22 protein-coding genes and 1 pseudogene are annotated in these 22,329 nt (G+C 70.7%); 15 read left to right on the top strand and 8 right to left on the bottom strand.

Features of this window, described 5'->3' with window-relative positions:
* Positions 1-52 precede the first annotated feature (52 nt).
* The 3 genes from ENC19_RS10450 (at position 53) to ENC19_RS10440 (ending at position 2,688) form a co-directional block, all read left to right on the top strand.
* A complete protein-coding gene (locus ENC19_RS10450) occupies positions 53-721 on the top strand; it encodes a response regulator transcription factor (RefSeq protein ID WP_164446986.1) in 669 nt (222 codons plus the stop codon).
* Between the two features lie 183 nt (positions 722-904).
* Complete coding sequence (locus tag ENC19_RS10445; protein WP_164446985.1) at positions 905-1,537, top strand: HNH endonuclease family protein; 633 nt, start codon at positions 905-907, stop codon at positions 1,535-1,537.
* A gap of 143 nt (positions 1,538-1,680) precedes the next feature.
* Positions 1,681-2,688: a 1-aminocyclopropane-1-carboxylate deaminase gene (locus ENC19_RS10440; protein ID WP_164446984.1), complete on the top strand. Its 1,008-nt coding sequence runs from the start codon at positions 1,681-1,683 to the stop codon at positions 2,686-2,688.
* A 15-nt stretch (positions 2,689-2,703) separates the two neighbouring features.
* On the opposite strand, the gene ENC19_RS10435 is transcribed toward ENC19_RS10440, so the two are convergent.
* Positions 2,704-3,942, bottom strand: a complete 1,239-nt coding sequence (locus ENC19_RS10435; RefSeq protein ID WP_164446983.1) for an RNA polymerase sigma factor — start codon at positions 3,940-3,942, stop codon at positions 2,704-2,706.
* Positions 3,942-4,331, bottom strand: coding sequence for a YciI family protein (locus ENC19_RS10430; protein WP_166458457.1), 390 nt, complete (start codon positions 4,329-4,331; stop codon positions 3,942-3,944). The genes ENC19_RS10435 and ENC19_RS10430 overlap by 1 nt, the downstream gene beginning before the upstream one ends.
* A gap of 223 nt (positions 4,332-4,554) precedes the next feature.
* On the opposite strand from ENC19_RS10430, the pseudogene ENC19_RS10425 reads away from it, so the two are divergent.
* Together ENC19_RS10425 and ENC19_RS10420 are read left to right on the top strand one after the other, a co-directional pair.
* A pseudogene (locus ENC19_RS10425) lies at positions 4,555-5,319 on the top strand (neutral zinc metallopeptidase); the annotation flags it as partial.
* A 101-nt stretch (positions 5,320-5,420) separates the two neighbouring features.
* Positions 5,421-6,074 carry an HAD family hydrolase gene (locus ENC19_RS10420; protein WP_164447367.1) on the top strand — a complete coding sequence of 218 codons (654 nt, stop codon included), beginning with the start codon at positions 5,421-5,423 and terminating at the stop codon, positions 6,072-6,074.
* A 56-nt stretch (positions 6,075-6,130) separates the two neighbouring features.
* On the opposite strand, the gene ENC19_RS10415 is transcribed toward ENC19_RS10420, so the two are convergent.
* From ENC19_RS10415 to ENC19_RS10395, 5 genes are all read right to left on the bottom strand, one after another.
* Positions 6,131-8,680, bottom strand: coding sequence for an ABC transporter permease (locus ENC19_RS10415; protein WP_164446980.1), 2,550 nt, complete (start codon positions 8,678-8,680; stop codon positions 6,131-6,133).
* The gene (locus tag ENC19_RS10410) at positions 8,680-9,447 is read right to left on the bottom strand and encodes an ABC transporter ATP-binding protein (RefSeq protein WP_164446979.1); all 768 of its coding nucleotides are present in this window, start codon (positions 9,445-9,447) and stop codon (positions 8,680-8,682) included. The genes ENC19_RS10415 and ENC19_RS10410 overlap by 1 nt, the downstream gene beginning before the upstream one ends.
* Before the next feature lie 280 nt (positions 9,448-9,727).
* Positions 9,728-10,414 (bottom strand): response regulator, encoded by a 687-nt coding sequence (locus tag ENC19_RS10405; RefSeq protein WP_164446978.1) that lies wholly within the window; start codon positions 10,412-10,414, stop codon positions 9,728-9,730.
* Between the two features lie 40 nt (positions 10,415-10,454).
* Complete coding sequence (locus tag ENC19_RS10400; protein WP_164446977.1) at positions 10,455-11,651, bottom strand: sensor histidine kinase; 1,197 nt, start codon at positions 11,649-11,651, stop codon at positions 10,455-10,457.
* Between the two features lie 79 nt (positions 11,652-11,730).
* Positions 11,731-12,645, bottom strand: a complete 915-nt coding sequence (locus tag ENC19_RS10395; RefSeq protein ID WP_164446976.1) for a RecB family exonuclease — start codon at positions 12,643-12,645, stop codon at positions 11,731-11,733.
* Positions 12,646-12,728: 83 nt separating this feature from the next.
* On the opposite strand from ENC19_RS10395, the gene ENC19_RS10390 reads away from it, so the two are divergent.
* The 4 genes from ENC19_RS10390 to ENC19_RS10380 are packed head-to-tail and all read left to right on the top strand — an operon-like array spanning position 12,729 to position 15,627.
* Positions 12,729-13,892, top strand: a complete 1,164-nt coding sequence (locus tag ENC19_RS10390; protein ID WP_164446975.1) for a M50 family metallopeptidase — start codon at positions 12,729-12,731, stop codon at positions 13,890-13,892.
* 47 nt (positions 13,893-13,939) lie between these two features.
* The gene (locus ENC19_RS10385; RefSeq protein WP_373688863.1) at positions 13,940-14,911 is read left to right on the top strand and encodes a tRNA (adenine-N1)-methyltransferase; all 972 of its coding nucleotides are present in this window, start codon (positions 13,940-13,942) and stop codon (positions 14,909-14,911) included.
* A gap of 21 nt (positions 14,912-14,932) precedes the next feature.
* Positions 14,933-15,058, top strand: coding sequence for a hypothetical protein (locus tag ENC19_RS30920; protein ID WP_268968007.1), 126 nt, complete (start codon positions 14,933-14,935; stop codon positions 15,056-15,058).
* Entirely contained in the window at positions 15,055-15,627 is a 573-nt protein-coding gene (locus ENC19_RS10380) for a hypothetical protein (RefSeq protein ID WP_164446973.1), read from the top strand. Before ENC19_RS30920 ends, ENC19_RS10380 begins: the two co-directional genes overlap by 4 nt.
* 29 nt (positions 15,628-15,656) lie before the next feature.
* On the opposite strand, the gene ENC19_RS10375 is transcribed toward ENC19_RS10380, so the two are convergent.
* The gene (locus ENC19_RS10375; protein ID WP_164447366.1) at positions 15,657-15,950 is read right to left on the bottom strand and encodes a ferredoxin; all 294 of its coding nucleotides are present in this window, start codon (positions 15,948-15,950) and stop codon (positions 15,657-15,659) included.
* Between the two features lie 178 nt (positions 15,951-16,128).
* On the opposite strand from ENC19_RS10375, the gene arc reads away from it, so the two are divergent.
* From arc to prcA, 6 genes are all read left to right on the top strand, one after another.
* Entirely contained in the window at positions 16,129-17,910 is a 1,782-nt protein-coding gene (gene arc / locus ENC19_RS10370; RefSeq protein WP_164446972.1) for a proteasome ATPase, read from the top strand.
* Between the two features lie 189 nt (positions 17,911-18,099).
* Positions 18,100-19,617 carry a depupylase/deamidase Dop gene (gene dop, locus ENC19_RS10365; protein ID WP_164446971.1) on the top strand — a complete coding sequence of 506 codons (1,518 nt, stop codon included), beginning with the start codon at positions 18,100-18,102 and terminating at the stop codon, positions 19,615-19,617.
* A gap of 118 nt (positions 19,618-19,735) precedes the next feature.
* A complete protein-coding gene (locus tag ENC19_RS10360; RefSeq protein WP_164446970.1) occupies positions 19,736-19,951 on the top strand; it encodes a ubiquitin-like protein Pup in 216 nt (71 codons plus the stop codon).
* 20 nt (positions 19,952-19,971) lie between these two features.
* On the top strand, positions 19,972-20,658 hold the full coding sequence (locus ENC19_RS10355) for an endonuclease VII domain-containing protein (protein ID WP_164446969.1): 687 nt from the start codon (positions 19,972-19,974) through the stop codon (positions 20,656-20,658).
* On the top strand, positions 20,577-21,416 hold the full coding sequence (gene prcB, locus ENC19_RS10350) for a proteasome subunit beta (RefSeq protein ID WP_216592387.1): 840 nt from the start codon (positions 20,577-20,579) through the stop codon (positions 21,414-21,416). Before ENC19_RS10355 ends, prcB begins: the two co-directional genes overlap by 82 nt.
* Positions 21,417-21,474: 58 nt before the next feature.
* Positions 21,475-22,308: a proteasome subunit alpha gene (gene prcA, locus ENC19_RS10345; RefSeq protein ID WP_164446967.1), complete on the top strand. Its 834-nt coding sequence runs from the start codon at positions 21,475-21,477 to the stop codon at positions 22,306-22,308.
* Positions 22,309-22,329: the final 21 nt, after the last annotated feature.

Genomic DNA, 22,329 nt, shown 5'->3' with positions numbered 1-22,329 from the left:
GGGACGGCCGGCCGTACTTTGGGTCGGGACGCCGGCGGTGTTCAATCGTGGGGTGGCCATCCGCGTGATCGTCGCCGACGACCAGGAGATCGTCCGTACCGGACTGACGATGATCCTCAACGCCCAGCCGGACATCGAGGTGGTGGGCGAGGCGGGTGACGGTCACCGGGCCGTCGACCTCGCCCGGCGGCTCCGTCCCGAGGTGTGCCTGTTCGACATCCGGATGCCCGGCGTGGACGGCATCGAGGCCACCCGCCGCCTCGCCGGGCCGGCCGTGCTCGACCCCTTGGCGGTGGTCGTGATCACCACGTTCGACCTCGACGAGTACGTCTACGCCGCGCTGCGCGCGGGAGCGCGTGGTTTCCTGCTCAAGGACGCCGGCACGGCCCTGCTCACCCAGGCCGTGCGGGCTGCCGCCGCCGGTGACGCGCTCATCGCGCCGAACATCACCACGCGGCTGCTGCGGGCCTTCGCCGACGCGGGTCCGGTCGCGCCGCCACCACAGCCGGTGGACGCGCTCACCCTGCGGGAGGAGGAGGTGCTGCTCGCCGTGGCGCGGGGTCGCACCAACACCGAGATCGCCGAGGAGCTGCACATCAGCCTCAGCACCGTGAAGACCCACATCGCCAGCCTGATGGTCAAGATCGGTGTCCGTAACCGGGTGGAGATCGCGATGTGGGCGTACCACACCGACCGCGTCCGCCCGGGCCGCTCGGGGTAGCGCCTCGCCCACGAGGGGCTTCGTGGCCGAGGGCCGGGGGCGGTCTTCACGTGGCGTTCACGGGGCTTGTGGCGCGATGACATTTATTGATCGAGATGTTTGCGAGAATCCTGATGTCGCCTGCCGCGCCCCCAAGTCGGGTTCCCCCACCCGCCGTCGCAGGAGACAGTCAGGAGTCGCCCCGTGGCTCACCTACGCAGGGTCGCCGTCGTCTCGGTGATCACCGTCGTCCTGTCGGTCGTGCTCGTGCCGTCGACCGCCCAGGCCACCCCGCCCAACATCCCCTCGTACAGCACGGCGGTGAGCCGGCTGAACTCCCTCACCGTCGCGGCCGAGTCCCACCAGTCCAGCTACAGCCGTGACCTGTTCCCGCACTGGATCACGATCACCGGTGCCTGCAACACCCGCGAGCAGGTGCTCAAGCGGGACGGCAGCAACGTGGTGGTGAACTCCAGCTGCTATCCGACGTCCGGTTCCTGGTACAGCCCGTACGACGGTGTGACCCGCACGAACCCCGCCGACATCTCCATCGACCACGTGGTGCCGCTCGCCGAGGCCTGGCGGTCGGGCGCCTGGGCCTGGACCACCGCGCGGCGCCAGACCTACGCCAACGACCTGGGTGGACCGGAACTGTGGGCGGTCACCGGCACCGTGAACTCGTCGAAGGGCGACAAGGACCCGGCCGCGTGGAAGCCGCCGCGCGCGGCCTTCCACTGCACCTACGCCCGGGCGTGGATCCAGGTGAAGTGGTACTACGGCCTCACCGTGAACAGCGCGGAGAAGTCGGCGCTGACCACCATGCTCAACACCTGCTGAGCCGGCACCGGTGACCCGGGGACGTGACGTCGTCGACGTCACGCCCCCGTCGCTGTCGCCGTACCCGTCGAAGTCGGCCGCTCGTTGTCGGAGGACCGGACGAAGGCTTGACAGGCCACATCATGCAACGTGCAATATGTTGCATGTCTCTCGACGAGTTCGACCGTTACCCGTTGCTCTTCGGTCCGAGCCCGATCCACCCCTTGGACCGGTTGAGTCGCCACCTGGGCGGCGCCCGGATCTGGGCCAAGCGGGAAGACTGCAACAGCGGGCTGGCCTTCGGCGGCAACAAGACCCGCAAGCTGGAGTATCTGTTGGCCGACGCCCTGGCCCGCGGCGCGGACACCCTGGTCAGTATCGGTGGCGTGCAGTCCAACCACACCCGTCAGGTGGCCGCCGTCGCCGCCCGGGCCGGCCTGAAGGCCGTGCTGGTGCAGGAGAGCTGGGTGGACTGGCCGGATGCGGTCAACGACAAGGTCGGCAACATTCTGCTGTCGCGGGTCATGGGCGCCGACGTGCGCCTCGCGCCGGACGGATTCGGCATCGGCGTCAAGGAGAGTTGGCAGCGGGCGCTGGAGGAGGTCCGGTCCGGCGGTGGCGTGCCGTACGCCATCCCCGCCGGGGCGTCCGACCACCCGTTGGGTGGGCTCGGCTTCGCCAACTGGGCCTACGAGGTCCAGCAACAGGAGCGGGAGCTGGGGATCTTCTTCGACACCGTCGTCGTGTGCAGCGTCACCGGCAGCACCCAGGCGGGGATGATCGCCGGTTTCGCCGGCCAGGACCGGCCCCGGCGGGTGCTCGGCATCGACGCCTCGGCCAAGCTCGACGAGACCCGGGCCCAGGTGGAGAAGATCGCCCGTGACACCGCCGGACGGATCGGTCTCGGGCGCGACCTGCGCGACGACGAGATCACCGTGCTGCCGGGCTGGGCCGGAGACCGCTACGGCATCCCGATCCAGTCCACCCTGGACGCGATCCGGCTCACCGGCCGACTGGAAGGCATGATCATCGACCCGGTGTACGAGGGCAAGTCGATGGCGGCGCTGATCGACCTCGTCCGTACCCGGGACATCCCCGCCGACGCCAACGTCCTCTACGCCCATCTTGGCGGGCAACCGGCCCTGAACGCCTACCACACGCTCTTCAGCTGACTGCCACACGTTCGCTCAGCCGTCGGTGAGGCGGTCGGCGCGAGCGTTCAGGTACCGCTGCTGCGCCAGATTCGTGGCCCGCGCGGCCGCCGTCCGGTACTCGGCGCGGGCCGCCGCCGGGTCGCCGCGGCGTTCCAGCAGATGCGCGCGTACGGCGGGCAGCCTCACGTCCCGGGCCAGCCGACCGTCGGCAACCACCTTCTCGACAAGCGCCAGCCCCGCGTCGGGGCCGTCCGCCATGGCCACCGCGACGGCACGGTTCAGCGCGACCAGGGGACTGGCGTCCATCGTCGTCAGCACCTCGTACAGCATCGCGATCTGCGGCCAGTCGGTCTGCTCCGGGCCGGACGCCTCGTCATGCAGGGCGGCGATGGCGGCCTGCACCTGGTAGGGCCCGGGAGGCCCGCGGCGTAGCGCCGCGACCACCAGCGCCGTGCCCTCGGCAATCTGATCGGCACGCCAGCGGGAGCGGTCCTGTTCGGCCATCGGGATCAGTTCGCCGTGCGGACCGGTGCGCGCCGGTGCGCGGGCATCGGTGAGCAGCAGCAACGCCAGCAGACCGGTCACCTCGGCGGCGTCGGGCATGCTCCGGCGCAGCAGCCGGGTCAGCCGGATCGCCTCGGCGCACAGGTCGGCGCGGAGCAGCCCGGGCCCGGATGTGCTCGCGTACCCCTCGTTGAAGACCAGGTAGAGCACCCGGAGCACGGCCGCCAGCCGCCCCGGAAGCTCGGCCGGGTCGGGCATCGCGAAGGGCAGGCCGCTGTCGCGGATGCGCTGCTTGCCCCGGCTGATCCGCCGGATCATGGTCTGCTCCGGCACCAGGAACGCCCGCGCCACCTCCGCCGTGCTCAACCCGCCGACCGCCCGCAGGGTCAACGCGACCTGCGCGGCCGGGGACAGCGAGGGATGGCAGCACAGGAACAGCAGGATCAGGCTGTCGTCGGAGTCCGGGCTCCGATGACCCGACGGTGCCAGCCGCCATTCGGCCACCACGCGCCGGCCGACGACGTCCTCCCGCCGCCGTCGCGCCTGCTCGGCCCGGAGCAGGTCGGTGAGCCGCCGCGACGCCACCGTGATCAGCCAGCCCCGAGGGTTCGCCGGTAGACCGTCCCGGGGCCAGCCGGTGGCCGCCGCGATGAGCGCCTCCTGGGTGGCGTCCTCGGCGGTGTCGAAGTGCCCGTAGCGGCGGACGAGCGCGCCGAGGACCTGCGGCGCCAGCCGGCGCAGCAGCTCCTCGACGGTCGGTCCACCCATCAGACGAGGTCGTCGATGCCCTCGGCGATCGGACGGACGTCGACGTACTCGCCGGGGTTGTCCGGGTTGACCAGCATGGCGGCGATCTCGGCGGCCCGGTCGAAGCTGGCGCACTCGACCACCGTGTACCCGGCGAGGACCTCCTGCGTCTCCGGGTACGGACCATCGGTGACCATCGTCGCGCCGTCGCGCACCTGGACCCGACGGGCGTGCACCGGCGCGGTCAGCCCCTGGGCGTCCACCAGTTCACCGGCGTCGGCGAGGTCCTGGTGCACCCTGCCCATGTGCGCGTGCATCGCGGCCACCTGCTCGGCCGACATCGCCGGCCGGTCGGAGCCGTGCCCGGCCATCGCGTCGTAGTCCCGCTGCGAGCCGTACAGCATGATCATGTATTTCACGGCGTCTCCCTCTCCCGCCCGCCACCATCGCGGTGCCGGTTCATCGGGGACGTCGGAGCCGGGTGTGCGTACCGGACACCGACCACCGCACCATAGGCCGTCTTTCCGCGACCGGCCGGGAGAGCGGATGGAACACGCGCGACTGAACCGGACGGGGCGGTAAGGCGTACCTGACGGCAACGGGCGTGACGGTCGTACCGTCGGGGTACAGGACCGGCGACGTCGAGGCGGGAGGCGTGCGGTGACGGCAGGTGGGCGAGGGTTACGCCGGGGCAGACTCGCCGGCTTGGCCGTGGCGCTGGTGGCGGCGGCCGCCTGCATGGTGGAGCCGGTGGGCGGGCCCGCGGACCCGAACGGGCAGCCGCAACCGGCCGAGCCGACGGCGGAGGTGACCCGCGCCGACGGCACCGACACGGTGGAGGAGTTCCGCCAGGACGTGGCCGACGCGCAGCGGCTCGCCGAGCTGTACTGGGCCGACCAGTTCGAGGCCTCGGGACAGTCCTTCCGGCCGATCAGGCAGGTCCTGCCGTACCAGCGTGACGGTGAGGTCTCCTGCGGCGGTCAGGAGGTGCCCCGCAACAACGCGGTCTACTGCACCATCGACGACTACATCGCGTACGACATCAACTGGTCGTTCGGCGCCTTCCGGCAGATCGGCGACGCATTCGTGTTCTACCTGCTCGGGCACGAGTACGCGCACGGCATCCAGACCCGGCTGGGCATCCGGTACAACTTCACCATCCAGCAGGAACTACAGGCCGACTGCATGGCCGGGGCGTTCCTCGGCGACTCGGTCCGGTCCGACCGGCTCACCCTGGAAGAGGGTGACCTCGACGAGTTCAACGACGGACTGCTCGCCGTCGGCGACGACCCGGGTCAACCGTGGTTCGCCGAGGGTTCCCACGGCACCCCCGAGCAGCGCTCCGAGGCGTTCTTCCGGGGCTACGAACGGTCCCTGACCGCCTGCGACCTCGGTTGAGAAAGGTCACTGCGCCGAGCGCCGGACCACCGTCGGCTGACAGGATTCACCGGTCAACCGAGCCCGAGGAGGATCCGGTGAACAGCGCCCGTCCAGCCGCCGTGCTCTTCGACATGGACGGCACCCTGGTCGACAGCGAGCGGTTGTGGGACGTCGCTCTGGCCGAACTGGCGCAGCAGTACGGCGGCACCCTGTCCGCCGACGCCCGGCGCGCGATCATCGGCACGGGCATGGCCGACTCGATGCGGATCCTGCACGACGACCTGGGGCAGCCGCACCGGGATCCGCGGACCAGCGCGGAATGGATCAACGCGCGGATCCTTGAGCTGTTCCGCACCGGGTTGCGGTGGCGCCCCGGGGCGCTGGCGCTGCTCGGCGCGGTCCGCCAGGCGCGGATCCCGACGGCCCTGGTCACCTCCAGCGGGCGGGCCCTGGTCGAGATCGCCCTGGACACCCTCGGCCGCGACAGCTTCGACGTGGTGGTCTGCGGCGACGAGGTCGACGCGACCAAGCCGCATCCCGAGCCGTACCTGACGGCCGCCCGGCTGCTCGGGGTGCCCATCGACAGGTGCGTGGCGATCGAGGACTCGGCGACCGGGGTGGCCAGCGCGGTCGCCGCCGGGGCCGCGGTGCTGGCCGTGCCTGCCGAGGTACCGCTGGCACCCACCGACGGCGTACACCAGCTGGAGAGCCTGCTGCTGGCCGACCTGGAACTGCTGGCGGGGCTGCTGCGTCCAGCCTCCACCCCGGGCTGACCGAGCAGGCCCCGGCGCAACGCGCGTCGCGTCGCACCGGGGGCCCGCCTCACCGGTCAGTCGTGCGCGATGGCGCCCAGCACGTTGATCCGGGCGGCCCGGATCGCCGGCAGCGCCGCCGCGACCACGCCGATGATCGCGGCCAGGCCGAGGAAGACACCCATCTGGCCCCACGGCAGCACCAGTCTGGTGATGCCCTCGTCGCGCAGGGCCTCCACCACCGCGGCACCCAGGCCGGCGCCGACCACCACGCCGAGCAGCGCGCCGAACACCGAGATCACCACCGCCTCCACGGTGATCATCCCCATGGTCTGCGACCGGCGCAGGCCGATGGCACGCAGCAGACCCAGCTCCCGGGTCCGCTCCAGCACCGACAGGGCGAGGGTGTTGACGATGCCGAGCACCGCGATCACGATGGCCAGCGCCAGCAGGATCTGGATCATCTGCAGCAGCCCGTCGAGCTGCCCGGCCTGCTGTTCGATGAACGCGTCGCGGTCGGCCACCGAGACCTCCGGGCTGTCCGCCAGCAGCGCCTCCACCCGGGGCAGCACGTCGGCCGCCCGGACCCCCGACTCCAGCTGGATGTAACCCTGGATGGGCTGCGGGATGGAGAAGTCACGCGCCGCCTCGGCGGGCAACGTCACGCCGCCGAACAGCGGGGTGCTCTCGTAGATGCCGGTGACCGTGTAGCTGCGTTCGTCGCCCCGGGCCAACTGCACCGGCACGGTCGAGCCGACCGACAGGCCACGCGACTCCGCCGCGTCCGAGCTGATCAGCATCTGGCCCGGTCCCAGCCGCCCGATGTCCCCGGCGGTCGCGGTGAGGCCGAACATCTCCACGAGCGCGCTCGGTTCGCTGCTGGCACCGACCCAGGTGCGCTCGCCGCCGACCAGCGCCATGTCGCCGTACTCGCCGTCGACGAGGCGGACCCCGGGGATCGCCTTCGCCTCGTCCAGCACCGCCGGGTCGAACGTCGGCGGGCGCGGACCGGACTGTGCCCCGGCGATCACCAGCTCGGCGCTGATGCTGTCCTGCGCCAGCCCGCTGATGCTGCTCTTGGCCGAGTCCAGGATCACCGTGATGCCGGTGACCAGGGCGATGCCCACCATCAGCGCGGCCGCGGTGATCGCGGTGCGGCGCGGGTTGCGACCGGAGTTGAGCCGGCCCAGCTTGCCCGGCACCCAGCCGGAGAAGACCGATCCCAGCGCCGCCACCACCGGACGACTGATCAGGGGCGTCAGCAGGGCCACTCCGATGAAGGAGAACAGCACGCCACCGAGGATGGTGGCCAGCGTGCTGTCACCGGCGTGCCCGCCCAGACCGAGGAAGAGCAGGGTGGCGCCGATCGCGGTGACCAGCGCACCGCCGACGGTCACCTTGGTCAACGGCCGATCCGGCGTCGCCACGTCCTGCATCGCCGCGATCGGTGGGATCCGGGCGGCCCGCAGCGCCGGCAGCAGCGCCGCCAACACCGTGATCACCAGGCCGACACCGAACGCGCCGATCACCGCCGACGCCGGCACCCCGACCCCGGCCAGGGCCAGCCCGCCGGCGAGGTTGCCGAACAGGTACGCCAGCAACGCGCCGATGCCGATGCCGGCGGCCAGACCGAACACCGAGGCGATCAACCCGACGGCGATCGCCTCCAGCACCACCGAGCCGATGATCTGCTTGCCGCTGGCTCCGACCGCGCGCAGCAACGCCAGTTCCCGGGTGCGCTGCGCCACGATGATCGAGAAGGTGTTGAGGATCAGGAACGTCCCGACCAGCAGGGCCACCGCGGCGAAGCCGAGCAGGATCCGGTTGAAGAAGGACAGTCCCTCCTTCAGACCGGCGGCGGCGTCGGCGGAGAGCTGCTCGCCGGTCTTGACCACGTAGCCGTCGCCGACCGCCGCGGCCACCGCGTCACGCAGCTGCTCGTCGGAGACCCCGTCGGCGGCGGTGGCCACGACGTTGCTGAACACGTCCGACTCGCCGAGCATCAGTTGCTGTGCCACGGGAGTGGTGAACATGACCTCGTTCGCGCCGCCGAGGGAGTCCCGGTCACCGCTGTAACCGAAGATGCCGACGATCGTGAAATCCTTGCGCGGCTGGAGGGTGAGCACGCCCACCCGGTCGCCGACCGCCACCCGACCGGCGTCCGCCAACCCCTTGTTGATCACGATCTCGTCGTCGGCCTGCGGCTCCCGGCCCTCGCGCAACCGCACCAGGTCGCTCTCGCCGGTCCAGTTCCCGCCCAACTGCGGCGGCCCGAACGAGGTGACGACCTTGCCGTTGCTGCCGATCAACCGGGCCCCGTCGGCGGCGACCACTCCGGTCGCCTCGGCCACCCCGTCCACCGCGCGCACCGTCTCCACCGTGGCCGCCGGGAACGGGGTGGCGAGCTGCTCGCCCTCCAGCTCGCCGAGCTCCAGCTTCGGCTTGGCGGCCACGTTGACGTCGACCTCGGCGTACGCGTCGGCGAACAGCGAGTCGAAGGAACGGCCCAGGGTGTCGGTGAGGACGAAGGCGCCGGAGACGAACATGACGCCGAGCACCACGGCCAGGCCGGACAGGATCAGCCGGACCTTGCGGGCCAGCAGACTCTTCACAGTTGCCCGGAACATCAGCCGGCCACCTCGGCGGGGGTGTCCAGCTTCTTCATCGTGTCCAGCACCGTGTCCGCGGTCGGCTCGATCAACTCCGAGACGATCTGCCCGTCGGCGAGGAACACCACCCGGTCGGCGTACGCGGCCGCCGTCGGATCGTGGGTCACCATCACGATCGTCTGCCCGTGCTGGCGTACCGAGTTGCGCAGGAAGTTCAGCACCTCCGCGCCGGAGCGCGAGTCGAGGTTGCCGGTCGGCTCGTCCGCGAAGATCACCTCGGGGCGGGCCACCAGGGCCCGGGCGCAGGCCACCCGCTGCTGCTGGCCGCCGGACAACTGCGCCGGCCGGTGACCCAACCGGTCCCGCAGGCCCACCGTGTCGATCACGACGTCGAACCAGGCCTGGTCCGGCTTCCGGCCGGCGATCGACAACGGAAGCAGGATGTTCTCCTTGGCGGTCAACGTCGGCAGCAGGTTGAACTGCTGGAAGATGAAGCCGACCTTGTCGCGGCGCAGCTTCGTCAGACCCGCGTCACCGAGCCCGGTGACGGTGGTCTCGCCGATCTCCACGGTCCCCCTGGTCACCGAGTCCAACCCGGCCAGGCAGTGCATCAACGTCGACTTACCTGAGCCCGACGGGCCCATGATCGCCGTGAACCGTCCGCGCTCGAACTCCGCGCTGACCCCCCGCAGGGCGATGACCTGTGCCTCGCCGCTGCCGTACACCTTCCACACGTCGCTCGCCCGGGCTGCGGCCGATGCCGACTGGCCTGTGGTAGCGGTCACGTCACGTACCTCTCCGTCGCGTCAGCTCGCACCGCCCCCGCTGGACCGGTGCGAAACAATCATCTGTGCTGCCCGCCGCCGATCCGTCCGACTCCGGGCGGAGCCGGAACGGATTTCCGGCTGCGGGTACCCCCCAACCGATGTCAGGGTTGTCCCCGACTCCGGCAACTGTCGCCATCAGCAGATGGTGGTCACGGTCATCCTGGACGTTGCCGTCGCGTGAGGGTCAACCGATTTCCACCGCAGGCCGTCACGGTAGGTGAGCGATGCAACGCCGGCGTTAACCGCCAGGTCGGACCAGGCCCGACTCGTACGCCAACACCACGGCCTGCACCCGGTCGCGCAGTCCCAGCTTGGTCAACACGTGCCCGACGTGGGTCTTGATGGTGGTCTCGCTCACCGACAGCGCCCGGGCGATCTCGGCGTTCGACAGGCCGCGGGCGACCTGCACGAGCACCTCCCGCTCCCGTTCGGTGAGCGCGCCCAACGCCTTCGACGGGGTCGCGGACGGGTCCGGCAGTACGTCGGCGAAACGGTCCAGCAGCCGACGGAGGATCCGCGGCGCCACCACCGCGTCACCGGCGGCCACCGTGTGGATCGCGGTGACCAGGTCCTCCGCCGGCACGTCCTTGGCCAGGAAGCCGCTCGCCCCGGCCCGCAGCGCCCCCACCACGTACTCGTCGAGGTCGAAGGTGGTCAGGATGAGCACCCGCACCGGCAACCGGGCATCCACGATCGCCCGGGTGGCACTCACCCCGTCCATCCGGGGCATCCTGATGTCCATCAGCACCACGTCCGGCAACAGGCGACGGGACAGCTCCACCGCCTCCACCCCGTCACCGGCCTCCGCGACGATGTCCAGGTCGGCCTCCGCGCCGAGGACCATCCGGAAGCCCGTACGCAGCAGCGGCTGGTCGTCGGCGAGCAGGATCCGCACCGGTCGGGCGCGTCCCGTCGCATCGGCCATCTGGTCCTCCCTGTCGATCGCACCGCTCACCAGGCCCACCTCACCGTCGGCTCGACTCCGGTAGCGGTTCGACCGGAATCCGGGCGTACACCCGGTAGCCGCCACCGCTTCGCGCGCCGGTGCGCAGGATCCCACCGTAGAGGCCGACCCGTTCCCGCATCCCGACCAATCCGTGCCCGATCCGGTCGGTGTCCGGTGACGGCCCCCGACCGGTGTCGGTGACCTCGACCTCCACCGCGTCGCCACCGAAACCCACCCGCACCCGCGCGGTCGCCGTCCCGGCATGCTTGAGCGCGTTGGTCAGCGCCTCCTGCACGATCCGGTACACGGTCAGCGCCACCCCCTCCTCCAGCTGTCCCGGCGTTCCGGTCACCGTCAACGTCACCGGCAACCCGGCCTCGCGGACCTGGTCGGTGAGCGCCTCGATACCGGCGATGCCCGGCTGCGGTGCCAACTCCGCCGCCGGCTCGGCCTCGGTACGCAGCACGTCCAGCAGCCGGCGCAGCTCCCGCAGGGTCGCCCGGCTGGTCTCCTCGATCGTGGCCATCGCCTCGTCGGCGCTGTCCGGGTCGCGGCGCAGCACCCGGCGCACCCCGGTCGCCAGCACCCCCATCACGCTCACGTGGTGGGCCACCACGTCGTGCAGTTCCCGCGCGATCCGGCGCCGCTCGTCCGCGACCGCCTGCTCGGCCAGCGCCCGCTGGTTGGCCTCGGCGACCCGGGCCCGTTCCCGCAGCGCCTCGGTGGAGGAGCGGCGCGCGTGCACCGTCCGGCCCACCGAGAACGACACGATCCCCACCAGGATGTTGTTCGCGATCAGGAACGCCGAACCGACCTGCGGAATGCCCACCGGCGGCACCAGTGCGTTCACCACCGCCACCGGAAGCCACAGCCCCACCGCCGCTACCAGTGCCGGACGTACCGGACGGTAGGCCGCCATCGTGTACGTGAGCACCACGAAGGTGAGGCTCTGGGTGGTCGGCGCCACCTCGATGACGACCGGCAGCAGCAGCGTGGCCAACGCGGCCAGCAGTGCCGGCCACGGCGCCACCCGGCGCAGCACGACCGGCGCCGCGCACAACACACTCCAGCCCAGTGCCGTCGGCAACGGTCGTGGCCAGAACTCCCGGGGAGTGAGCAGGGTGAACACGACCTCGCCCAGCACCAGACCAACGGCCAGCAGCGAGTCACCGGCCGCCGGACTGCGACGCAGCCACTCCCTCAGCGCGCTACCCACGCCCCGACGCTAACCGCCCAGGCCGCCGAAAGATCGTCTTGTGTGGTGACTCGTTCCTCATCCCCGGGAAGGAGAGCGGCTACTCGTCGGCACCGGGTGGCGCGGGGGAGGAGCGGGCGTCGCGCATCGGATCAGGCGTCGCCGTCGGCTCCGGGAACGGCGGCGGAGTCCCCCCGAAGCTGGGACAGCGGGCCTGGTGACTGCACCAGTCGCACAGCCGGCTCGGCCGGGGCCGGAAGTCCCGGGCGGCGGTGGCCTGCTCGATCGCCCGCCACAGCGCCACCACCGTCCGCTCGAAGCGCACCAGTTCCTCGGCGTCGGGGGCGTAGTCGCACACCTCGGCGTCCTTGAGGTAGAGCAGGCGCAGCACCCGGGGGACCACGCCACGGGTGCGCCACAGCACCAGGGCGTAGAACTTCAGCTGGAACAGGGCCCGCGCCTCGAACGCCTCCCGTGGGGCGCCGCCGGTCTTGTAGTCCACCACCCGCAGCGCGCCGTCGGGAGCCACGTCGAGCCGGTCGAGGTAGCCGCGGATCAGCAGCTCGTCGTCGACCACCGCGGAGATCAGACTCTCCCGCTCGGCCGGCTCCAGCCGGCGCGGATCCTCCACCGCGAAGTAGCCGCCGAGCAGGGCCGACGCCGAGCGGAGGAACTCCGTCACGGCCGACGGGTCGTCATCGGCGAACAGCCCGGCCAGCTCGGGCTGCTCGGCGACCAGGTGCTCCCACTGGCCGGGCACCAGGTCACCGGCGGCCGCCGGAGTGCGGGCGGCCGGCGGCAGGTCGAACAACCGCTCCAGCACCGCGTGCACCAGCGTGCCCCGAGCCTGCTCCACGCTGGGCCGCTCCGGCAGCCGGTCGATGCTGCGGAACCGGTAGAGCAGCGGGCAGGTCTTGAAATCCGCCGCCCGCGACGGCGACAGCGAGGCCCGCACCGTCGCCGGCAGCCGCGTCGGAGTCGGGGCCTGCTGAGTGATCACCGGATCCGCCGTCATGCCCCGGAAGGTTAGGCCACCGGTACGACAGGCCGACCGCCGCCGCTCCGGTACGTGATCTCCCGCCGCGTAGCATCAGCCCGATGGAACAGCGCAGGCGACCACGGGCCGGCCAGCGTCCCGGCATCCGGGTGGGCCGGATTCTCGGGGTGCCGCTGTACCTGAACGCCTCGATCCTGCTGCTCGCCCTCCTGATCACGGTCCTGTACGGCGAACTGGCCGGTCAACGACTGCAACTGTCCCCGCTCGGCGGCTACCTCGTCGGCGCCGGGTTCGTCCTCGCGTTGCTCGGCTCGGTGTTGGCCCACGAACTCGGCCATGCCCTCACCGCCCGCCGCTTCGGCATCGGGGTACGCGGCATCACCCTGGAACTGCTCGGCGGGTACACCGAGATGGACCGCGACGCACCCTCCCCACGGGTGGACCTGCTGGTGTCACTGGCCGGACCGGCCGTCTCCGCCGTGCTCGGCGCGGCCGCCGTGGCCGCCACGCTGGCCCTGCCCGACCGCACCGTGGCCGACCAGCTCGCCTTCCAACTCGCGGCGAGCAACGTCATCGTCGCGCTGTTCAACATCCTGCCCGGGTTGCCGCTGGACGGCGGTCGGGCGTTGCGCGCGGTGGTCTGGGCGCTGACCCGGGACCGGCACCGGGCCACCGAGGTCGCCGGCTGGGCCGGGCGGATCCTGGCCGTCGGCACCGCGCTGCTGGTGGCGGCGCTCTACGCGGCAGACGTGCTGAGCCTGCTGGCGCTGCCGCTGACGGCCCTTGTCGCCCTCACCCTCTGGCACGGTGCCGGACAGTCGATCCGGATGTCCCGCATCGGCCGTCGGCTTCCCCTTGTCGACCTGGCCACCCTCGCCCGCCCGGTGCACACCGTGCCCACCGGCACCCCGCTGGCCGAGGCGCAGCGCCGTGCCGCGCCGACCCACCCGCTCACCGGGCCACCGCACCCGGCGGCGCTGCTGGTGACCGACTCCGCCGGCCGGCCGGTGGCTCTGGTCGACCCGGTCGCCGCCGCGGCGGTGCCGGAGGCCCGCCGGCCCTGGCTGGCCGTGGACGCGGTCGCCCGTACCCTCGCCGACCTGCCGGCCATCCCGGTGCACACCGACGGCGAACGGGTGCTGGAGACCGTGCAGGCCCACCCGGGCGCACAGTACGTGGTGACCGCAGGCGAAGATGTCGTCGGCGTTCTGCACATCGCGGATCTGGCTCAACTGCTCGAACCTCACCGGAAGATGAACACGTGACCGTCACCCACTCCGCCCACCCGGCCAGCGACCTCCCCGAGGAGAAGGTGGAGCCGCCCGCCGTGCGGCGGGGGCCGTTCCAGCCCGGTGACCGGGTGCAGCTGACCGACCCCAAGGGGCGGATGCACACGGTGACCCTGGAGCCGGGCAAGGAGTTCCACACCCATCGGGGCATCCTGGCGCACGACGCGCTGATCGGCCTGCCCGACGGCAGCGTGGTGACCACCTCCGGTGGCGGCACCGCGTTCCTCGCGCTGCGCCCACTGCTGTCGGACTACGTGCTCTCCATGCCACGCGGCGCTCAGGTGATCTACCCCAAGGACGCCGCGCAGATCGTCGCCATGGGCGACATCTTCCCCGGCGCCAAGGTGCTCGAGGCCGGTGCCGGCTCCGGCGCGCTGAGCTGCTCACTGCTGCGCGCGGTGGGCACCTCCGGTGAACTGCACTCCTACGAGCTGCGCGACGACTTCGCCCAGATCGCCCGACGCAACGTCGAGTCGTTCTTCCAGGGCCCGCACCCGGCCTGGCACCTGCACGTCGGTGACGTCGCCGGGTGCCGCGAGACCGGTTTCGACCGGATCATCCTGGACATGCTCACCCCCTGGGAGAACCTCGACATGGTCGAACGCGCGCTGCTGCCCGGCGGCGTGTTCATCGGCTACGTGGCCACCACGCCCCAGCTGTCCGAGCTGGTGGAGGCGTTGCGCGAGCGCGGCGGCTGGACCGAGCCACGGGCCTGGGAGTCCCTGGTCCGGGACTGGCACGCGGAGGGGCTGGCGGTCCGCCCCGACCACCGGATGATCGCCCACACCGCGTTCCTCGTCTCCGCGCGTAAGCTCGCCCCCGGAGTCACCGCCCCGCCACGGCGTCGCAAGCCCAGCAAGGGCACCGAGGCGTACGCGCAACGCCGCCAGGCGCTACGCGAGGCGGAGGCGGCCCGGCAGGCGACCGTGGTGGCGCACGACGCGCCGGGCGGGCAGACACCACCCGACGTGACGCGGGAGACGGACAGGCCGTGACGGCGGAAGGGGCGGCTGGGAGTGAGCGGGCTGATCCGGGGCGGGTTCGGCGGTGGCCCGACGTGGCGGCGTGAGTGGGCGGTGGACCGTCGGCGTGATCCGGCCCACGCCCGGGCCGGTGCCGGGTGGGACGAGGTGATCCGATGAGTCGCCCCGGCTTCGGCGGCGGCGACCTGCCGGCCGTGTTTCCCGACTGGTCGCCGTACACCGACCTGGAATCGGCGGCGCGCGCCTACCTGCGTGACCCCGACGTCGCCATGGAGGCGCTCGGCGGCGTACTGCGCGGCGCCTCGGTGCTCGGCTTCACCCTGGAACGTTTCGTCAACGAGGTGAACGGGGTGTGGCAGGAGGTCGTCGTCTGCGACGGCAGCCGCCTGGTGCTCTGGCACGGCGAGGACGTGCCACCCGGGGAGGGACCGCCGGGCTCGATGACCTCCTCGCTGCGGGTGGTGCCGGTCTCCTCGGTCACCGAGGTCGGCTGCCGGCGCCGGCTGTTCCGCCACGACAACGGCGACATCCGGGTCGACAGCATCGACGTGTACCTGCTGCTGACCTCGCTGGACGAGTCGCCGCCGAGCGAGGAAACCGCCGGCGGGCCGCGCCACGACGCCCTGCGCTTCGGTAAGACCCTCGACGACGGTGGTGCCGGGCAGATCGCCCGGTTGGAGGAGTTCGCCCGGCTGGTCGCCTCGGTGGTTGGTCGCCCGTTGCTGTAGCCCGACCGGGTGATTCCGGGGTCAGCGGGTCAGTCGTCGGCCTCCGGGCCGGCGACCTCGACGCCGTCGCCGCCGCGGACGACGTGGATGCACTCGCCCGGGCACTCCTTCGCCGAGTCGATCACCTCGAGGCGCAGGTGCTCCGGCACGTCGACCCGGCCGCCCGGCGCCTGCACCAGCTCACCGTCGGGCCCCTTGACGTAGGCCAACCCGTCGACGTCGAACTCGAAGACCTCCGGCGCGTACTGCACGCACAGCCCGTCGCCCGTGCACAGATCCTGGTCGACCCAGACCTGCAACTGGTCGGTCGCGACCTCGGCCACCGGTGCACCCCCCATGTTCTCCCGTCCCACCCCTCGACGGTACCCGAATGCCCGTACCCGCCCGTCGACCCACCCTTGGCGATCAAGCTTCGGTGACGGGCGCGTTGCGGAGGACCGAATCGGGCTCATAGCGGCTAGTGTTAGGTCAGAACGTTCAAGCCCCCCGGGGAGGTGGGACGTGGCACGCAGCGACGACGCGGACTCGCGCGCCGCACGGTGGGAGAAGGAGGCCCACGATCTCTCCACGCAGGTCGCGTTCCTTCAAGAGGAACTCGCTCTGGTGCGGCGCAAGTTGACCGAGAGCCCCCGACACGTCCGGCAGCTCGAAGAGCGGCTGGCCGCCACCCAGGCGCAGTTGGCGCGGCTGACCGAGAACAACGAACGGCTTGTGAGCACCCTCAAGGAAGCTCGCGCGCAGATCGTGACGCTCAAGGAGGAGATCGACCGGCTCGCTCAACCCCCAAGTGGCTACGGCGTCTTCCTGGCCAAGCACGACGACGGCACGGTCGACGTCTTCACCGGCGGACGGAAACTGCGCGTGGCCGTCTCGCCCTCGCTCGACGTCGACGAGCTGCGACGCGGCCAGGAGGTCCTGCTCAACGACGCGCTCAACATCGTCGACGCGTTCGGCTACGAGCGGGTCGGCGAGGTGGTCATGCTCAAGGAGATCCTCGCCGGTCCCGAAGGCGCGCCGGGCGACCGGGCGCTGGTGGTCTCGCACTCCGACGAGGAACGCATCGTGCACCTGGCCGAGACCCTGATCGGAAGTCCGATCCGGGCCGGCGACTCGCTCATGATCGAACCTCGCTCGGCGTACGCGTACGAGCGGATCCCCAAGAGCGAGGTCGAGGAACTCGTGCTGGAGGAGGTGCCCGACGTCGACTACACCGACATCGGTGGCCTGCACTCCCAGATCGAGCAGATCCGCGACGCGGTGGAGCTGCCGTTCCTGCACGCGGACCTGTTCCGGGAGCACCAGCTGCGTCCGCCGAAGGGCATCCTGCTCTACGGCCCGCCCGGCTGCGGCAAGACGCTCATCGCCAAGGCGGTCGCCAACTCGCTCGCCAAGAAGATCGCCGAGCGGCGGGGCGAGGAGAAGCACACCAGCTTCTTCCTCAACATCAAGGGTCCCGAGCTGCTCAACAAGTACGTCGGTGAGACCGAGCGGCACATCCGACTGATCTTCCAGCGGGCCCGGGAGAAGGCCGGTGAGGGCACTCCGGTCATCGTCTTCTTCGACGAGATGGACTCGGTCTTCCGCACCCGCGGCTCCGGTGTCTCCTCCGACGTGGAGAACACCATCGTGCCGCAGCTGCTCAGCGAGATCGACGGCGTCGAAGGGCTGGAGAACGTCATCGTCATCGGCGCCTCCAACCGGGAAGACATGATCGACCCGGCGATCCTGCGACCGGGACGACTCGACGTGAAAATCAAGATCGAGCGTCCGGACGCCGAGGCGGCCAAGGACATCTTCTCCAAGTACATCCTCCCCGGCCTGCCGCTGCACGCCGACGACCTGGCCGAGCACGGCAGCGATGCCCAGGCCACCGTCGCCGCCATGATCGACGCGGTGGTGCTGCGGATGTACTCGGAGACTGAGGAGAACCGCTTCCTGGAGGTCACCTACGCCAACGGTGACAAGGAGGTCCTGTACTTCAAGGACTTCAACTCCGGCGCGATGATCCAGAACATCGTCGACCGGGGCAAGAAGATGGCCATCAAGGAGTTCCTCACCTCCGGTCGTAAGGGGCTGCGCCTGCAGCACCTGCTCGACGCCTGCGTCGACGAGTTCCGCGAGAACGAGGACCTGCCCAACACCACGAACCCGGACGACTGGGCCCGCATCTCCGGCAAGAAGGGCGAGCGGATCGTCTACATCCGCACGCTCGTCTCCGGAGGCAAGGGCACCGAGGCCGGACGCTCCATCGAGACCGCGAGCAACACCGGTCAGTACCTCTGACCGGTACGCGCCACCGGGGCCCGCGACGCCGCGCGTCGCGGGCCCCACCCGTACACCCGGGCTTCCGCCGGATCGACGAGCAGCAGAGTCGACCTGGTACGCCGACCGACCGCCACGCCCCCGGTTGCCCGAGTGGCGACTACGCTCGACATGACGGGGACCGGTCAGGCAAACGAAGCGGGTAGGTCGATGAGCGTTAGACGAATCATGGGCACCGAGGTCGAGTACGGCATCTCCGTGCCCGGCCAGGCCGGCGCCAACCCGATGGTCACCTCCTCGCAGGTGGTCAACGCCTACGGCGCCCGACCGGAGCTGAACCGCGGTGGCCGGGCCCGGTGGGACTACGAGGAGGAGTCACCGCTGCGGGACGCCCGCGGTTTCACCTACTCCGGTGCGGCATACGACCCGGCCGAGGCGCTCGCCGACGAGGACCTCGGCCTGGCCAACGTGATCCTGACCAACGGCGCCCGGCTCTACGTCGACCACGCGCACCCGGAGTACTCCACCCCCGAGGTGACCAACCCCCGCGACGTGGTCCGCTGGGACAAGGCGGGAGAGCGGGTGATGGCGGAGGCGGCGCGGCGGGCCGCCACGATCCCCGGCACCGCACCGATCCACCTCTACAAGAACAACACCGACAACAAGGGCGCCAGCTACGGCGCGCACGAGAACTACCTCATGCGCCGGCAGACGCCGTTCGCCGACATCGTGGCGTACCTGACGCCGTTCTTCGTCACGCGGCAGATCGTCTGCGGCGCCGGTCGTGTCGGCATCGGCCAGGACGGCGGCCAGAGCGGCTTCCAGATCTCCCAGCGCGCCGACTTCTTCGAGGTCGAGGTGGGCCTCGAGACCACCCTGAAGCGGCCGATCATCAACACCCGCGACGAACCGCACGCCGACGCGGACAAGTACCGCCGACTGCACGTCATCATCGGCGACGCGAACCTCTCGGAGATCTCCACCTATCTCAAGGTGGGCACCACCGCGTTGATCCTCACGATGATCGAGGAGAAGGCGCTCGGCCCGGACCTCGGCATCGCCGACCCCGTCGGCGAGCTGCGCGCGGTCAGTCACGACCCGTCGCTGTCGCATCTGATGCGGCTGCGCGACGGCCGTCGGCTCACCGCGATGGACGTGCAGTGGGCCTATCTGGAGCGGGTGCGCGCGTTCGTCGACGACCGCTACGGCAACGACGTCGACGAACAAACCGCCGACGTGCTGGACCGGTGGGAGAACGTGCTCGACCGGCTGGGGCGCGACGTGATGCTCTGCGCCGACGAGCTGGACTGGGTGGCGAAGCTGCGGCTGCTGGAGGGCTACCGGGAGCGGGAGAAGCTCGGCTGGGGTTCGCACAAGCTCCAGCTGGTCGACCTGCAGTACTCCGACGTACGCCCGGAGAAGGGCCTCTACCACCGGCTGGTCTCCCGTGGGTCGATGAGGACGCTGCTCAGCGACGAGGAGAGCCGGACGGCGATGACGGAGCCGCCGGAGGACACCCGGGCGTACTTCCGGGGCCGCTGCCTGGCCCAGTACGCCTCGGAGGTGGTCGCCGCCAGCTGGGACTCGGTGATCTTCGACGTCGGTCGGGAGTCGCTGGTGCGGGTGCCGATGATGGAGCCGGAGCGGGGCACCCGGCGGCACGTCGGAGAGTTGTTCGACCGCTGTGCCAGCGCCAAGGATCTGCTGGAGACCCTGACCGGCGGCTGACCCACCGGTCCCCGTCCGTCAGCTGTCCGTCCCCCGCACGCCGCTACCGGCGCGCGGGAGACGTTTCGTCGCTCGCGCGAGGTAAGTTCATCGCAGGGAGATCGTGGAGGAGGCAACGATGGCCACTCGTGACAGCGGCGGTCAGTCGCAGTCGGGCAAGGCCCGTCAGGGCGAAGAGGTCGAGGACGTCACCGTCGAGGCGAACCCTGAGGTCGCCGAGCGGCACGCCGAGATCACCGAGGACGTCGACGACCTGCTCGACGAGATCGACTCCGTCCTCGAAGAAAACGCCGAGGAATTCGTGAGAGGTTACGTCCAAAAAGGAGGTCAGTGAACATATAGGGTAAATCGGACATGTCGAATTCTTTCGGCGAACAGCACGGTCAACGCCGATGCCGCGACTGCGGAGAGTGGAAGGCGCTTGAGGAGTTCTGCGCGAACAGCAAGCGCCCCAGCGGTCGCGGCAGTTACTGCAAGCCTTGCTTCAATGCCAGGTCAAAGGCCAGCTATGCCAAGCGCGTGAAGCTCCAGCATGGCCGAGAGGTGAAGCCAGTTCGAGAGGTGGCCGAGGGGCACCGCTATTGCGCGGACTGTGGCAGTGTCAAACCTTTGATCGACTTTCCGCGCAACCGTGCGGACAGCTCGGGCTACGCCACCTACTGCAAGCCCTGCCATAACACCCGTACCAGTGAGACCAAACAGCGGCTCTACGGCGGCAACCGCGAGTATCACCTGCGGCGGCGGTACGGCATCGGGCAACGGGAGTTCGACGAGTTGCTGGCCGAGCAGGGCGGCCTCTGCGCGGTCTGCGGTGACCCCGATCCGGAACATGTGGACCACGATCATCGCACCGGGTGGGTGCGCGGGATACTCTGCTTCAACTGCAACGGTGGTCTTGGCCAGTTCCGTGACAGTCCGACGAGGCTGGCCAGGGCCGTCACGTACCTGAGAGGAACCACGTGGCAGCGGGTTTTGATCCATCCGGGCGTCTTCCAGATGTGTTCACCAACGCGGGGACGTCCTCCTTCACGGCATTCCTGAGCAAGGTGGCCCCCGAGATGCTGCCCGGCCGACGGGCGCTGCCCCCGGGCATGGCCGCCGATCTGGCCCCGCACGCGACCACGATCGTGGCGATCGCCGCGGCCGGTGGTGTCGTGATGGCCGGCGACCGACGGGCCACGATGGGCAATCTGATCGCCCAGCGGGACATCGAGAAGGTGCACCCCGCCGACGCGTACTCGCTCGTGGGCATCGCCGGCACCGCCGGCATCGGCATCGAGCTGATGCGGCTGTTCCAGGTGGAGCTGGAGCACTACGAGAAGATCGAGGGCGCGATGCTCTCGCTCGACGGCAAGGCGAACCGGCTCGCCTCGATGATCCGCGGCAACCTGGGCGCGGCGATGCAGGGGCTGGCGGTGATTCCGCTGTTCGCCGGCATCGACCTGGCGGCCAGCGACCCGGCGCGGGCCGGCCGGATCTTCAGTTTCGACGTCACCGGCGGCCCGTACGAGGAGACTGGCTACGACGCGATCGGCTCGGGTTCGCTGTTCGCCAAGTCGGCGTTGAAGAAGCGGTTCCGGACCGGGCTGTCCGTCGACAACGCGGTGCGGTTGGCGGTGGAGGCGCTCTACGACGCGGCCGACGACGACACCGCGACCGGTGGGCCCGACCTGACCCGCCGGATCTACCCGGTGGTGATGACCGCGACGGCGGAGGGCACGCACCGGCTGACCGACGCGGAGACCTCGGCGATCGCGGAGAGCGTCGTCGCCGGCCGGATGGAGAATCCGGGCGGCTGAGCCGTCCGTCCGCAGCTGATCCCGTTTCCCCGAGTACCGCCGAAGGAGAGCCGCCGCCGTGGCCATGCAGTTCTACGCCTCGCCCGAGCAGATCATGCGCGACCGTTCCGAGTTGGCCCGCAAGGGCATCGCTCGGGGACGCAGCGCGGTGGTCGTCAGCTACGCCGGCGGGGTGCTCTTCGTTGCCGAGAATCTCTCCAGCACGCTGCACAAGGTCAGCGAGATCTACGACCGGATCGGTTTCGCCGCCGTGGGGCGGTACAACGAGTTCGAGAACCTGCGCCGGGCGGGTGTGCGGATGGCCGACCTCAACGGTCTGAGCTACGACCGTCGGGACGTGACCGGTCTGGCGCTGGCCAACTCGTACGCGCAGATTCTCGGCGCCATCTTCACCGAGCAGTCCAAGCCGTTCGAGGTGGAGATCTGCGTGGCGGAGGTCGGTGCCACGCCGGGCGAGGACTCGCTGTACCGGTGCACCTACGACGGGTCGGTGACCGACGAGCCGGGGCGGATGGCGATGGGCGGTCAGGCCGAGGCGATCTCCGGGGTGCTGAAGTCGCACCACCGACCGGACATGTCGCTCGGCGACGCGGTGAAGGTGGCGGTGCAGGCGCTAAGCACTGTCGGCGGCGAGGGCGGTGCCGCCCGCACGATCGCCGGTCACCAGTTGGAGGTCGCGATCCTGGACCGCAACCGGAGGGGTCGCACCTTCCGACGGATCACCGGGGCCGCGCTGACCGGGCTGCTGGACGGCGACGCGGCCGGCGAGGCGGTGGCGGAGGGCGACCGGGCGCAGACCCCGACCACGCCGACCGAGGAGGGGCACAAGCCGACCACCTCGGCCGGCTCCGCGGACCTGGAGGACAAGCCGGGCGACAAGTCCGACACCTGATCGTCATTTGCGGCGGTGCCG

The sequence above is a fragment of the Verrucosispora sioxanthis genome (assembly GCF_010560025.1).
In the GTDB taxonomy this organism is placed as follows: domain Bacteria; phylum Actinomycetota; class Actinomycetes; order Mycobacteriales; family Micromonosporaceae; genus Micromonospora; species Micromonospora palythoicola.
The sequence above is the reverse complement of the archived record's forward strand: the minus strand, read 5'-3'. Positions and strand labels throughout refer to the sequence as shown.

Coding starts and splice junctions, on each gene's coding strand:
- ENC19_RS10440 (WP_164446984.1), top strand. CDS start 1,681: ATGTCTCTCGACGAGTTCGACCGTTACCCGTTGCTCTTCGGTCCGAGC.
- ENC19_RS10435 (WP_164446983.1), bottom strand. CDS start 3,942: ATGGGTGGACCGACCGTCGAGGAGCTGCTGCGCCGGCTGGCGCCGCAG.
- ENC19_RS10430 (WP_166458457.1), bottom strand. CDS start 4,331: ATGATCATGCTGTACGGCTCGCAGCGGGACTACGACGCGATGGCCGGG.
- ENC19_RS10415 (WP_164446980.1), bottom strand. CDS start 8,680: ATGTTCCGGGCAACTGTGAAGAGTCTGCTGGCCCGCAAGGTCCGGCTG.
- ENC19_RS10405 (WP_164446978.1), bottom strand. CDS start 10,414: ATGGCCGATGCGACGGGACGCGCCCGACCGGTGCGGATCCTGCTCGCC.
- ENC19_RS10395 (WP_164446976.1), bottom strand. CDS start 12,645: ATGACGGCGGATCCGGTGATCACTCAGCAGGCCCCGACTCCGACGCGG.
- ENC19_RS10390 (WP_164446975.1), top strand. CDS start 12,729: ATGGAACAGCGCAGGCGACCACGGGCCGGCCAGCGTCCCGGCATCCGG.
- ENC19_RS10380 (WP_164446973.1), top strand. CDS start 15,055: ATGAGTCGCCCCGGCTTCGGCGGCGGCGACCTGCCGGCCGTGTTTCCC.
- dop (WP_164446971.1), top strand. CDS start 18,100: ATGAGCGTTAGACGAATCATGGGCACCGAGGTCGAGTACGGCATCTCC.
- ENC19_RS10360 (WP_164446970.1), top strand. CDS start 19,736: ATGGCCACTCGTGACAGCGGCGGTCAGTCGCAGTCGGGCAAGGCCCGT.
- ENC19_RS10355 (WP_164446969.1), top strand. CDS start 19,972: ATGTCGAATTCTTTCGGCGAACAGCACGGTCAACGCCGATGCCGCGAC.